Genomic DNA, 13578 nt, shown 5'->3' with positions numbered 1-13578 from the left:
GACGCCGGATGCCGCAGCTTCCTGCTGGTTATGAGTGCGCCAGCACTGCCTGTGTTTCATCGCTCCGGATTGGCGCCGGCTTTACTCCAAACCAGATGGAATAGAGTGCAGGCAGAAACAGCAGTGTCAGCACTGTACCCACGGCCGTCCCCCCGATGAGCGTGTATGCCATGGAACCCCAGAAGACTGAGAAGGTCAGAGGGATGAAGGCCAATACGGCTGCAAGGGCCGTAAGAATGACCGGGCGCGAACGCTGTACAGTCGCTTCTACGACAGCGTGATAGCTATCAAGCCCTTCCTCCTGATTCGTTTTGATTTGGCCGATCAGGATCAGCGTATTGCGCATCAGGATGCCGGCCAGCGCGATCAGGCCCAGGATCGCATTGAACCCGAATGGCTGATGAAAGATGAGCAATGCCGGTACTACGCCGGCGAGGCCGAGCGGAGCAGTAAGAACCACCATGAACATTGCGGAGAACGATCGAACCTGGAAGATTATTACCGTGAGCATCAGCACGATCATTACGGGAAATACTGTCACCAGAGCTCTGTTCGCCTTACCGGCTTCTTCTATATTGGCGCCGGTTTCGATCCTGTAGCCTTCGGGCAGGCTTGCGACGATCGGCTGGATTGCCTTTTCAATCTCTACAGAGACCTGTGGAGGCTGAAGGGATTCATCGATGTCGCCCTGCACCGTAATTGTCGGCAAGCGGTCTCGGCGTTTGAGAATCGGTTCTTCAGAGCGAATCTCGGCATGACCGACCTGACTCAATGGAACAGCCTTGCCCCAGCGATTCATCAGAGTCATATCGTTTAGCTTCCTGGGATCAAAGCGATCTGTTCCGGCGCTTCGAGCGACTACATCTACTGTGCGAATATCTTCACGAACCTGCGTTACTGGAGCACCGGTCAGAAGAAACTGGATCTGCTCGGCTGCGTCATGGGATGACAGCCCGATGAGTTGCAGGCGGGCCTGGTCGAGCACGAAATGCACCGTTGGCGCCCGCTCGCCCCAGTCCAGATTCACTTGCCTCGTATGGGGATTGGCCAGCATCACGGCTTGTACCTGCGCAGCAATCGCGCGGTCCTTTTCCAGATCAGGCCCCATGACGCGAAACGCAACCGGCCACGGTGAATATGGCCCAAATACAAGTTGTGAAGCGCGCACGCGGGCTTCGGGTGCAAGGCCCCGCTGCACCTGTTCCCGCAGTCTGAGCTTGAGATGATCCCGATCTTTCTCGTTGGCCGTCAGAACGACCATCTTGGCGAAATTGGGATTCGGGAGCTCCGGATTATAGGAAAAGAAGAAGCGCGGAGCTCCTGCTCCAATGTAAGCCGTAACTATCTTCGCCTCTGGCTGCTGCCGCAGCCAGTCCTCTACTTTCTTTGAACTCGCATTGGTGGTTTCTATGCTGGTGCCTTGAGGCAGCGTTACCTCCACCAGGAGTTCAGGCCGGTCGGATTGCGGAAAGAACTGCTGTTTGACAAGTCCCATGCCGGCGATCGAGATAAGGAAGATACCAAGCACAATGCACGCGACAAGTACCTTCCGACGTACCGCCCAGACTATGAGACGGCGGAGCTTCTCATAGCCGGGTGTTGCATAGATGGCTGCATGACCGCCATGCAGGGCTTTGATCTCGGGCAGCAACTGTACGCCAAGATAAGGAGTAAAGGTTACAGCGACAACCCACGAAGCGAGCAGCGCGAAGCCCACGACCCAGAAGATGTTTCCTGCATACTCACCGGCACTCGATCGAGCGAATCCTACCGGCATCAGACCGATGACAGTGACCAGCGTGCCTGCAAGCATGGGAGCAGCGGTATGACTCCAGGCATAGCCGGCCGCTCGCACGCGGTCCCATCCTTCTTCCATTTTGACCACCATGATCTCGATGGAGATGATCGCGTCATCTACCAGAAGGCCAAGGCCCAGGATGAGAGCACCGAGCGTGATGCGATCGAAGACTCTCCCGGTGGCAAGCATGATGACGAAGACACCTGCCAAGGTCAGCGGGACGGCCGCTGCCACGACGATTCCTTCGCGCCAACCCAGGCTGACGAAGCTGACGATCATCACGACTGCAAGGGCGACAAAGAACTTCAGCATGAACTCATCCACTGCTTCACGGATGTTGACCGCCTGGTCCGTCACTTTGCTGAAGGTGATGCCCGCGGGCAGGCCGGCAGAGATCTTCTTCTGCTCGGCAACGAGGGCCTTGCCGAGGTCCAGGCCGTTCCAGCCTTCTTTCATGACGATGCTGAGAAGTAAGGCAGGCTGGCCATTATGGCGAATAAGAAAGGAGGCGGGGTCTTCATATCCACGCCTCACATCGGCAACGTCGGAGAGCTTCAGTGTGCGTCCGCCGGCCACGATTGGCGTATCCCGGATCTTATCGAGATCATCGAGCGCGCCATCCAGACGGATGTAAACCTGTTGCGCTTTCGTATCGATCGATCCAGAGGGTGTAACTGCGTTCTCGCGAACCAGTGCATCGAAAATATCCCGTGGGCTTACGCCCAGCGTAGCCAGCCGCGGATAGGAGAACTCGACAAAGATACGCTCCGGGCGTTCTCCAACGAGGTCAACCTTCTTTACGCCAGGGACCTGAAGAATCCGCTGTCGAAGAGTTTCTGCTTCACGCGTGAGCTGGCGAGCAGGAAGACCTGGCGCTTCGACTGAGTAGAGCGCGAAGGTCACATCCGAGTATTCATCATTGATGAAGGGGCCGAACACGCCCTGAGGCAGCTTGTGGGCTTCGTCACCCAGCTTTTTGCGTGCCTGGTAAAACTCTTCGGGGACGTCCTCTGGCCGGGTATTGTCCTTCAGGCTCACCATCATCAGCGCGAGCCCAGGACGGGTAAAGGTCTCTACCCGATCGTAGGTGCGCAGCTCCTGCATGCGTTTCTCAAGTGGCTCGGCCACAAGATCCTGCATCTCCTGTGCTGTCGCTCCAGGCCACACCGCGGAGACGGTGAAGACTTTGATGGTGAAGCTGGGATCTTCCGCGCGTCCAAGTTTCAGGAAGGCAAAGATGCCGGCGGCTGCAATCGCAATCAGCAAAAACAGGGTAATCGCCTTTTCATGGACGGCGAGTGCTGACAGGTTGAGAAACTGCTTTGCTGCATGTTCGGCAACCTGGGATCCGGAGGCGTCCTGTTCGTGGAACAACTTCTCGTTGTTTTCTGGCGAATGATGCTGGCTCATCGAACTTCTCCCTTCGTCTCCACGCGTACGCGTTCACCATCGTGAAGCAGATGAACTCCGAGAGAGACAACCTCTTGTCCTGGGCGCACGCTTCCGCTGATGGTCGCCAGTTCTTCATCCAGTTGGCGCACCTCTACAGGCTGGAATGACACTGTGGACGCGGGTTGGTTCACGACCCATACCCCCGGTCCTTTTCCTCGATCGATGATGGATGAGGCTGGTAACTGTAACGTGCCGGTTGCTCCATCACCGGACAGATGAACCGTAACGGTCGCTCCTAAGGGAGCGTTTGCAGCAGTGCCTTCGAGAACGTAACGCGCCTCAAAGGTACGGATCTGTGGGTCGGCGGCATTGGAAAGCTGCCGCAATCGAACTGGAACTTTCGCAGTACTTCCGTAGAGCGTTGCATACGCTGTCGATCCAAGCGTAGGCCGCAATGTTTCCGGCAGATTCACAGCGGCCTCTCGCGGACCGGAATGCGCGAGCTTCACCACTGTCTGTCCAGCGCCTACTACTTGTCCCGGCTCAGCCAGGGTCTCGATAACGACGCCGTCCGCATCTGCAACCAGTTGTGAGTAACTGCCCTCATCTCGCGCGACCTGCTCCTGGGCTTTGGCAGCGGCGAGGTCGGCTTGTGCCGCATCGGAGGCGGCTTTGATCTGGTCGTAGATGGAAGCGGAGACCGCGCCGCTTTTGACCAGGGGACGATACCGGGCTTCGTCGGCGGCCGCTTGATCAGCTTTTGCCTTTGCGGCAGTGACGGTCTCTGCTCGCGCCGTGATGGCATGGACATAGTCGGTTCGATCAATCGTCATGAGCTGTTGCCCGGCACGGACAAACTGCCCCGCATCGACCAGGCGCTTCGTGACTTTTCCGGGTACACGGAAGCCCAGATCGCTCTGGACGCGCGCTGAGACTACGCCCGTAAATGCGCGGTCTGCTCCGGAAGATGAGCCTACTTCCACGACGCGGACCAGCTCCGGCTCAGTTCTAGGATCTGACTCCCGTTTCTGACTGCAACCAGCCAGGCTGACGACGAGACCGGTAATAACCAGAGCGGCGTAACTGAGATTGATCTTTTTCATAGGGCGATCCTTTTTGATGTCTTGGATTTCGGTCATTGGAGCCAGCCTCCCCCGAGAGCGCGATACGAGCCGACCGCCGCGCGCGCTGCACTCTCTCGAGCTACCGCCAGGTCATCCTTGGCGACAAGCAACTGGCGATCGGCGTCGAGCACGTCTGTGAGGCCAATAACACCGGCGGCGTAGGACTCTTCGGAGCGGTCGCGCACGCGCTGTAGCTCAGCAATCTCGCGAAGGATTTCATTGCGGCGATTCTCCGACTGCACCAGGAGACTGAAGGCGTCTTCGACATCTTCAGCCGCATGCAGAACGGAGCTTCGATACTGGAGCAGGGCTTGGGCGTTGGCGCCTCGGGCCAGCTGCACTTCTGAGGCGACACGGCCGAAATCGAAGAGTCTCCAGCGGAGACCAACGACACTGGCCGGCTGAAATCCCTGCTGCTCGAAGAGGTGTGCGGGTGCGACCGCCTGAGACCCAACGATGCCTGAAAGGGAGAGCTTTGGATAGTATTCGGCGAGCGCCTGACCGATGCGCGCGTTGGAAGCCGCAACCATTCGCTCGGCAGCAATAATGTCCGGCCTTCTGCGCAATAGATCGGTAGGCGCGCCAAAGCCGGAGATCTCCGGTACTTCGGGAATGTCGGCCACCGGCATCAACTCCGCTGCGTATGTTCCCGGCTGGGCGCCCATCAGAACATCAAGCCGGTTGAGCTGTGCCTCCAGCGAGGCTGTGATCAGCGGAATGGTCGCCCTGGCTTGCGACAGTACAGCCTGTGCCTGGGCGAGTTCACGGTCAGAAGCGACGCCCGCATCTCTGCGTTGCTGCACGAGTTCGACGAGATGGTTGTCCGTGGCGATTTGCTCTTTGGCAAAGTTCAGGCGAGCTTGCGCCCCACGAATCTGGAGGTAGGCATCGGCGGCTTCCGCAGCCACCGTGATCCTGGTTCCCGTTTGGGAGGCTTCGGCTGCCTGGGCTTCCGCAGTTGCGGCTTCAGCTCCTCTTTTCAAACCGCCAAACAGATCTGTTTCCCAACTCGCAGCAAATCCCAGGTCGTAATAGTTCTGATTGCGATCGTAGCCGGGCAGGTGCGAGGCAAGACGGCCTGTCATGCTTTCTGTCGACTGGTGAATCGTGGTCGCTGAAGCATTGAGATATCCCGACGGCATCCGCTGCGCTCCTGCTCCCCGGGCAGCGGCGCGCGCCTGTTGCACTCGCGTCATGGCGGCAGCAAGGTCGAGATTCTGATCCAAGGCGCGCCTTACGATCCTTGTCAGCTCGGCATCGCGGAAGCCTGTCCACCATTGATCGAGAGGCGGAGCCGGCAAGGAAGTGGTACGGGCTGCAATTGAGGGAGCGTTATGAAATGGCTGCAGCTTGACCGTTGGGCGATCATACTTTGGCCCTACCGCACATCCTGCAATTCCTGCGATGAGAGCGAAGGAGAAGCTGATTCGTAGGGCGAAGTTCTGTGCGGCAGGTAGGCCTTGATAGGACGACATTGTGCGCATCCTTACGTGGACGAAATAACGTACATGTATAATATGATATACAGAAAAGGAAAGATTCAAAGTTTTCGAGGGAGCAATTGACTCTGCGAAATCGAAGGGAACGCTATCGTTCGGAACTGCGCGCTGAGACCTTGACGGCGGCTCGCAAGCTGATCCAGGAAGAGGGCTACCAGGGGCTGACGATCCGCAAACTGGCAACGCGGATGGAATGCTCGCCCATGGCACTCTACTCGTATTTCGCCGACAAGCAGGCGCTACTGACGGCTCTCGCACTGGAAGGCTTTGAAAAAGTAGCGAAGCGGTTCGATTCCACCGTTCATCGGGATCCGCTTACCGCCGTCAGCAGAGTGCTGCTGGATTACATCGCTTATGCCGAGGAGAATCCCAACGAGTACAGGATTCTGTTTCTATCGGTGGAAACGCTTGGGAAACTGAAGCTAAGCCGCGAGGACTTGCAGGAACGGAATCCTGCCTTCGGAGCGTTATTCAAACGCGTGGAAGCGTGCATCAAGGCAGGCGTGCTTCAAGGCGATCCGTTCGCTGTGAGTACGGTGCTATGGACAGCCGCCCATGGGGCGGCATCTCTGCTGATCACGGCGCAGCAGTTTCCGTTCGATAGCCGGCGGCTATACGCGGAGGAGGTCGTCGCAACTGCATTAAGCGGCGTGCAAAACCGGGTAGTTGAGCGGATATGAGGCGCACCTTCATTGTTGCGCCACCGATTCAAACGACCCACCATTCAACGATTCAACAATCCAACCATTCAACCGTTGTTAGCGATAAAACTCGGCGATTCGCTGAACCACGAGTTCCTGCTCGTCCAGTCGCAGGCCGGGAAAGATGGGCAGGGCCAGGACCTCGTGGGCGGCTTGTTCGGAGTGGGGGAAGTCGCCTGCTTCATATCCGAGTTTGGCAAGCGATGGCTGCAGGTGGATCGGCAGCGGGTAGTAAATCTCGGTGCCAATCTGGTGGAAGGCCAAGTGGGTGCGCAGGTCGTTACGCCGTGGAGCGCGGATAACGTACTGGTGCCAGGCGGATTGAGCGTTCGTCAGCAACTCCGGCAGAGTAATCGTGCCGATGAGGCCGGCCTGCTGGAAGAGGTGCAGGTAGTTCTCCGCGAGCTGTGCGCGTTCTTCGTTGCCGGCCGTGACATATTTCAGACGGACGTTCAGCACCGCGGCCTGGAAGCTGTCCAGGCGGGCGTTCCATCCAATCTCATCGTGGAAGTAGCGCTGGCGCATGCCGTGGGAGCGTAGTGCGCGTGCGTGATCGGCAATGGTGTCGTCGTTGGTGGTAACCATGCCGGCATCGCCCATCGCGGCGAGGTTCTTGGTGGGATAGAAGCTGAAGGCAGCAGAAGCGCCGAGTGAGCCGGCCGGGGTCTGCTTCCAGCGTGCTCCCCAGGCCTGGGCGGCGTCCTCGACCAACAGCAGCTTATGGCGGTCTGCGATCTGTTGGAAGTGGTCCCAGTCGACGGGCTGGCCGTAGAGATGGACGGGAAGTATAGCTTTCGTACGCGGAGTAATCGCGGCTTCGGCTGCTGCGGGCGAGAGATTGAAGGTGACCGGGTCAATATCGGCGAAGACCGGCGTGGCGCCGGCGCGCAGGATGGCCGAGGTGGAGGCGAAGAAGCTGAATGGGGTAGTAACGACTTCGTCACCTGGGCCTACGCCGGCGGCCGCCATGGCAAGCCAGAGAGCATCTGTGCCGGAGGCACAACCGATGGCGTGCTTAACCTGTAGAGCTCTGGCGGAGGCTGCTTCAAATTGTTCGACTTCCGGCCCGAGAATGAACTTCTGAGAGTCGGCGACCAGTTCCAGGGCGGCGAGAATCTCTTCGCGGCGGAGCTGGTATTCACGAGAAAAATCAAGCAAAGGAACGGCATTCGGCACGAGGTTGATCTTAAGCTGCCTGAAGAATGAAAGAAAGTGACCGGGAGTGCGAAGAAACAGTCAAATTTTGAGCAGCCTAAGGGCAACCCTGCGCGTCTATTAGGGCAGCAAGTGTTGAAAAATCGGCACAATGCTCGTATTGTGAACTCGCTCAAGACTTTTGAGTCTGGACGCCGCTGCAGTTTCTCTCAAATAACCCGGGGGAAGCGGTGCAGCTTCACTGTTTCCAGCAACGCATTTTGAACCAGAAAATCTAAAAGGAGATCGGCCTTTATGGATTCGAAGCCGGCGCAGAACATTCAGGACACTTTTCTCAACACTGTCCGCAAAGACAAGAGCCCTATCACGATCTACCTCGTAAGCGGCGTGAAGCTGACGGGCCGTATTCGCTCTTTCGACAAGTATTCCGTGTTGCTCGAGAACAACAGTCAGGAGCAGCTGATCTTTAAGCACGCTATCTCCACCGTGGTCAGTGGGCGTTCCGCTACGGGTCACGGCGAACGGACGCATGGATCCGCCATGTCACATGGCGCTCCTTCGTCGACCGCTGTCGCCGCGCATGAGCCCGCAGGCGCCTAGCATTGGCAGACATACAGAAGCCGCGGCTTCTCGTGGAGAAGCTGCGGCAGGCTGACGAACTGCGCGAGCGCAGTCTGAGCGCACACGCGGAGCGAGCCGTTCTGGTCGCGGTGGAGTTCACCGGCGAACGGCGGCGGATTCCGCATGTCGCCGCGCAGGCGCGCGCTTCCGCGGCTATTGACGCTGCGGCGACCGACATTCTTGTAGACCCTCCGGTTCCAGTTGCAGACCTCGATTTCGAGGCGGCGTTGGAAGAGTTTCGTGAGCTGGCGCGCTCAGCCGGTGCGGAGATCGCCTCGGTCATGATTCAGCGTCGGCAGAAACCCGACCCCGCGCTGCTCGTAGGTCAGGGCAAGGCGGACGAGATCGCCGCTATGGCTGAGAGCACGGGCGCCGAGCTGGTGTTGTTCGACCACGACCTCTCGCCCTCGCAGCTTCGTAATCTCGAAAAGCTGTTGCCGTGCCGCGTGATCGACCGCACGCAGCTTATCCTCGATATCTTTGCGCGCCATGCGCGAACCCGTGAGGGCCAGTTGCAGGTAGAGCTGGCGCAGCTTGAGTACCAGCTGCCGCGGCTGGCCGGACGAGGCAAGGCGATGAGCCAGCTTGGTGGCGGAATCGGAACCCGTGGTCCCGGTGAAACCAAGCTTGAAACCGATCGGCGGCGCATCCATGTCCGCATCGACCATGTGAAGGGCCAGCTCGAGCAGGTACGGCGCATCCGGCGCCAGCAGCGGCAGCGGCGCGAAGGCGTCCCAGTTCCGGTGGTGGCGCTCGTCGGCTATACGAATGCGGGGAAGAGCACGTTGTTCAACGCGCTGACTGAGGCGGGCGTGCTGGAGTCGAGCCGCATGTTCGCGACGCTCGATCCCAAGCTGCGTCAGCTCGCACTGCCTTCACGACGCAAGGTGCTGCTGAGCGATACGGTCGGCTTTATCCGCAATCTGCCACATACGCTGGTCACCAGCTTCCGCGCAACCCTGGAAGAGGTGGAGCGCGCGGAGATTTTGCTGCATGTTCGCGACGCTTCGTCACCGATGCTGGATGAGCAGAAGACACAGGTGGAGAAGGTGCTGGGAGAGCTCGATGCCGCACGCAAGCCGGTGATTGAGGTGATGAATAAGGCGGATCTGTTGAGCGAAGCGCAGCGGAAGGATCTTTGGCATCATGCGGGGAAGCGCGATCTGGTCACGGTGAGCGCCAGGACAGGCGAGGGCCTGGAGCGGTTGATCACGCTGATCGATGAACGTATCGGAGGAGAAGGAGCGGCCGATCCTACGGAGACGGCGGAGTTCCGCATTCCTCAGAAGCAGGGCGCGGCGCTGGCGGCGATTGAGGCCGGAGCGTTTATTGAGAAGAAGCGGTTTGAGGGAAACCTGGTCTACCTGCGAGCGCGTGGCCCGGCGAGTCTGCTGGGCCGGTATCGGCGGTTTCAATTGGAGTCGGCGTCTTAGGATTGACCCTGTAACAACTGGGTGCCCCATCCATCGCAACGCGATGGGTGGGACGTTCGAGTCCCGCTCGAATCGCTTATCTATCCGTTTCCCGACACGTCATTTTGAACAATCCCACCCATCGCTTTGCGATGGATGGGGCACCCAGTGCATGGGGACCGCAATATTCATATTCCCGAGTATCGAGATATCCCGAGTTGAGCGTTTAAATGATCAGGCCGCCTCAAAGAGGGGGAGCGGAGAGTGTCCCCGGCGAGGCGGCCTGATTGACCCTGAATTGGGTCCAGGTGGTGACTTAAAGGGTACTCCGGTTCTCGATTGCGTCAAGTACTTTTCGGGGATATTTCAGGGATGTCAAGTTGTCCGAATAGCGACGTGTTCGTTCTTTTATCGCACCAAATTGCATTGACATGGCCCAAAATGCCTTGTTACAAATAAGATGTCGAAGGGAAGAAAAGACAGCCTCTTTCGCTGCCCTGAAGATCCGTTCCCGCGGTTACGGCAGCTTTCCAGACAAGCCATTTCATGAATCAGATCCTAGCTACACTTAGCGAACTTGTGCTCGGCTCCGTGCCGACGATTGTGTTGTTTGCGCTCGTGGTGATCGCCTATAGCGTACTGGTGCGCCGTCCTCTGGAGAAGACGCTGTCCGAGCGCCGTGCGCGTACTTCCGGCGCCATGGAGCAGGCTAAGTCTGCTGTAGCCTCCGCTGAAAACAAGACGTCGGAGTATGAAGAGCGGTTGCGCATTGCGCGCGCTGAGATCTTCGAGGCCCGCCAGAAGCGTGTCCAGCAGTTCAACGCCGAGCGTGAGGCCATTCTAGCCGCGGCGCGTGAGCAGGCGCAGACGCGTGTCACCGCTGCCCGCCAGCAGGTAGAGCAGAGCGTCGCTGAGGCGAAGAAGCAGATTGAGATAGCCAGCGAGCAGCTTTCGGCTCAGGTGGTGAAGGCTATTCTTCCCGCGGAAGTTTTGGCTGGAGGCGCGCAGTGAAGTTGAAGAAGATGATTTTCGCGGCGATCTTTGCCGGTGTTCTTGTTGCGCCCGCGCCGCTGACCTTTGCACAGCAGGCCGCCCCCGCACCCGTCGCTAAGCAGGATAAGCCGGAGTTGCCGGCTCCCGAAGAGCAGAAGTCTGAAAAGAAGGACGAAGAGTCCAACGAGGCTTTCCTGAAAAGTCCGATGGTCGTGAAGATCGGCCATGCACTGGGCATGCAGCCGGACACGGCCGCCACTGCCTTCCAGGTTCTGAACTTCGCGGTGCTGGCGATTGCGGTGCTGTATGGCCTGATGAAGTCGCTGCCTAAGGCCTTCCGCAAGCGTTCCGCCGATATCGGCAAGCAGATCAATGAAGCTCGCTCGGCAACCGAGGCGGCCAATGCCCGCATGTCCGCCGTCGAGGCCCGCCTGGCGAAGCTGGACGGTGAGATTGCCGCGCTGAAGTCGCAGGCCGCGGCCGATGCCGCCGCCGAAGAGGCACGCATGAAGGCGCAGCTCGAGGACGAGAAGAACAAGATTGTTACCGCGGCCGAGCAGGAGATTGCCGCGGCCAGCGCCCATGCGCAGCGCACCATCAAAGAGTACGCGGCCGAACTCGCGATCTCAGAGGCAGCGCAGAAGCTGCAGGTTTCGGCTGAGACTGACCGCCTGTTGATCCGCAGCTTTGCGGAGCGTCTGGGCGGGAACGGAGACCAGAACTAATGGCAGATGTAGCTCTTCGTTACGCGCAGGCTTTTGCGGATGTGGTTGCTGCTTCGCAGCTCGACCGCAGCCAGGTTCGTCAGCAGCTCGATGATTTTGCCGGAACGCTGGCCGGCAGTCGTGAGCTTCGTGAGCTTCTCGAGAACCCATCGATCGACCAGGCCACCAAGGTGAAGGTGTTGGATGCGGTGGGTGGAAAGATCGGCTTCAGCAGGCAGGTACGGAACTTCCTGGCGGTGCTGACCGCACACGACCGCATGGAGATGCTGGGCGATGTGCTGGGTGAGTACAATGCCATCGCTGACAGGCAGGCTGGAATTTCGGAGGCTGAGATCATCAGCGCCCGTCCTTTGACCAACGAGGATAAGGTGTTGCTGGAGCAGAAGGCCGGAGCCCTGGCCGGTGGAAAGGTGCGCGCCAGCTATAAGCAGGACGCCTCTCTGCTGGGTGGAGCAATTATCAGGATTGGATCGACGCTGTATGACGGCTCGGTCAAGGCGCAGTTGGCCCAGTTGAAGCAGAAGCTGGTCAACGCGTAAGCCGCGGCGGAAACGCACAAGACGCACGCGACAAATTAAGTACAAGGGATTGAAGAGGAAACGACGGAATGGCTCAGATCAAGGCAGATGAGATAACCGAACTTCTGCGGCAGCAGATTGAGAACTACGAGCAGCGCGTGCAGGTTGACGAGGTCGGAACCGTGATCTCGCTCGGCGACGGTATCGCCCGTATCCATGGCCTGGACAAGGTTATGGCCGGTGAGCTGATCGAGTTCCCCAAGGGCGTTGCGGGATTGGCCATGAACCTGGACGAGGGCCAGGTCGGCGCCGTGCTTCTGGGTGATTACACCGAGATCAAGGAAGGCGACCAGGTCAAGCGTACGGGCACCATTATGTCGGTCCCGGTAGGCGAAGCGATGGTAGGCCGCGTGGTAAACGCGCTCGGCCAGCCGATCGACGACAAGGGACCGATCAACACCCCGCACTCGCTGCCCGTCGAGCGTATCGCTCCGGGCGTTATCGACCGTCAGTCGGTGACCGAGCCAATGGCGACCGGTATCAAGGCTATCGACTCGATGATCCCGATCGGCCGTGGACAGCGTGAGCTGCTGATCGGCGACCGCCAGACCGGTAAGACCGCCGTTGCTCTCGACACCATCATCAACTCGGCCAAGAATGACCTGATCTGCATCTACTGCGCCATCGGTCAGAAGCGCTCGTCGGTGGCCCAGGTGGTGCAGACGCTGCAGGAGAGGGGCGCGATGGCCTACACGGTCGTCGTTGCTGCGACGGCTTCCGAGCCTTCGCCGATGTCGTACCTGGCTCCGTACACCGCGACCGCGATCGGTGAGTACTTCCGCGACAACGGCAAGCACGCGCTGGTGATCTACGACGATCTGTCGAAGCACGCCGTGGCTTACCGCGAGATCTCGCTGCTGCTCCGCCGTCCGCCGGGCCGTGAGGCGTATCCGGGTGACGTGTTCTATCTCCACTCGCGTCTGCTGGAGCGTTCGGCCAAGATGAGCAAGGAAAAGGGCGGCGGTTCGCTGACGGCCCTTCCGATCATCGAGACCCAGGCCGGCGACGTTGCGGCGTACATTCCGACCAACGTGATCTCGATCACCGACGGTCAGATCTTCCTCGAGACCGATCTGTTCAACGCGGGTATCCGCCCGGCTGTGAACGTAGGTCTGTCGGTAAGCCGTGTAGGATTCGCTGCCGCCATCAAGGCGACCAAGCAGGTGGGTTCCACGCTGAAGCTTGACTTGGCCCAGTATCGTGAGCTCGCGGCCTTCGCGCAGTTCGGTTCCGATCTTGACCCCGCCACGCAGCGGCAGCTTGCTCGCGGCCAGCGCCTGACTGAGCTGCTGAAGCAGCCGCAGTTCCAGCCGCTGCCGGCCGAGAAGCAGGTTGCAATTCTGTTCGCCGGAACCCAGGGTCTGTTGGACGATGTCGAAGTGAAGCAGCTCCGCGCGTTTGAGGACGGCCTGTTTCCCTTCCTCGAGGCTAGCGGCAATGGCGTGCTGAACGATATCGCCACTAAGAAGCAGCTCGATGACGAGGTCAAGAAGAAGCTGACCGACGCCATCAGCGAGTACAAGAAGACCTTCCTCGCGGAGCGTAAGCCGAAGGAGGTTGCGGCCGCCAAGGCCTAACCG

The 13578-nt window shown here is 59.2% G+C and carries 11 protein-coding genes; 7 read left to right on the top strand and 4 right to left on the bottom strand.

The annotated features are described in order from the left end of the window. Positions 1–28 precede the first annotated feature (28 nt). The 3 genes from OHL21_RS23370 to OHL21_RS23360 are packed head-to-tail and all read right to left on the bottom strand — an operon-like array spanning position 29 to position 5789. Positions 29–3208: an efflux RND transporter permease subunit gene (locus tag OHL21_RS23370; protein ID WP_263419709.1), complete on the bottom strand. Its 3180-nt coding sequence runs from the start codon at positions 3206–3208 to the stop codon at positions 29–31. Further along, a complete protein-coding gene (locus OHL21_RS23365; RefSeq protein WP_263419708.1) occupies positions 3205–4293 on the bottom strand; it encodes an efflux RND transporter periplasmic adaptor subunit in 1089 nt (362 codons plus the stop codon). The genes OHL21_RS23370 and OHL21_RS23365 overlap by 4 nt, the downstream gene beginning before the upstream one ends. Positions 4294–4325: 32 nt before the next feature. Further along, positions 4326–5789: an efflux transporter outer membrane subunit gene (locus OHL21_RS23360; RefSeq protein ID WP_263419707.1), complete on the bottom strand. Its 1464-nt coding sequence runs from the start codon at positions 5787–5789 to the stop codon at positions 4326–4328. A gap of 86 nt (positions 5790–5875) precedes the next feature. Here OHL21_RS23360 and OHL21_RS23355 point away from each other — a divergent pair, with 86 nt between their 5' ends. Then, the gene (locus OHL21_RS23355) at positions 5876–6493 is read left to right on the top strand and encodes a TetR/AcrR family transcriptional regulator (protein ID WP_263419706.1); all 618 of its coding nucleotides are present in this window, start codon (positions 5876–5878) and stop codon (positions 6491–6493) included. Positions 6494–6571: 78 nt separating this feature from the next. Here the strand turns inward: OHL21_RS23355 and OHL21_RS23350 are convergent, their stop codons facing one another. Next, positions 6572–7690 carry a DegT/DnrJ/EryC1/StrS family aminotransferase gene (locus tag OHL21_RS23350; protein WP_263419705.1) on the bottom strand — a complete coding sequence of 373 codons (1119 nt, stop codon included), beginning with the start codon at positions 7688–7690 and terminating at the stop codon, positions 6572–6574. 273 nt (positions 7691–7963) lie between these two features. Here OHL21_RS23350 and hfq point away from each other — a divergent pair, with 273 nt between their 5' ends. The 6 genes from hfq to atpA all read left to right on the top strand — a co-directional run bounded on the left by hfq (position 7964) and on the right by atpA (position 13575). Next, on the top strand, positions 7964–8269 hold the full coding sequence (hfq, locus tag OHL21_RS23345; RefSeq protein WP_263419704.1) for an RNA chaperone Hfq: 306 nt from the start codon (positions 7964–7966) through the stop codon (positions 8267–8269). A 2-nt stretch (positions 8270–8271) separates the two neighbouring features. Further along, complete coding sequence (gene hflX, locus OHL21_RS23340) at positions 8272–9723, top strand: GTPase HflX (protein ID WP_399259201.1); 1452 nt, start codon at positions 8272–8274, stop codon at positions 9721–9723. Positions 9724–10248: 525 nt separating this feature from the next. Next, positions 10249–10713, top strand: coding sequence for an ATP synthase F0 subunit B (locus OHL21_RS23335; protein ID WP_263419703.1), 465 nt, complete (start codon positions 10249–10251; stop codon positions 10711–10713). 11 nt (positions 10714–10724) lie between these two features. Then, complete coding sequence (locus OHL21_RS23330; protein ID WP_263419927.1) at positions 10725–11420, top strand: ATP synthase F0 subunit B; 696 nt, start codon at positions 10725–10727, stop codon at positions 11418–11420. Beyond that, the gene (gene atpH / locus OHL21_RS23325) at positions 11420–11959 is read left to right on the top strand and encodes an ATP synthase F1 subunit delta (protein ID WP_263419702.1); all 540 of its coding nucleotides are present in this window, start codon (positions 11420–11422) and stop codon (positions 11957–11959) included. The genes OHL21_RS23330 and atpH overlap by 1 nt, the downstream gene beginning before the upstream one ends. A gap of 68 nt (positions 11960–12027) precedes the next feature. Then, entirely contained in the window at positions 12028–13575 is a 1548-nt protein-coding gene (atpA, locus tag OHL21_RS23320) for a F0F1 ATP synthase subunit alpha (protein ID WP_263419701.1), read from the top strand. Positions 13576–13578: the final 3 nt, after the last annotated feature.

The sequence above is a fragment of the Terriglobus albidus genome (genome assembly GCF_025685425.1).
Lineage (GTDB): Bacteria > Acidobacteriota > Terriglobia > Terriglobales > Acidobacteriaceae > Terriglobus > Terriglobus albidus.
Note: the sequence above shows the minus strand (reverse complement) of the source record. Positions and strands in the feature narration are given on the sequence as shown.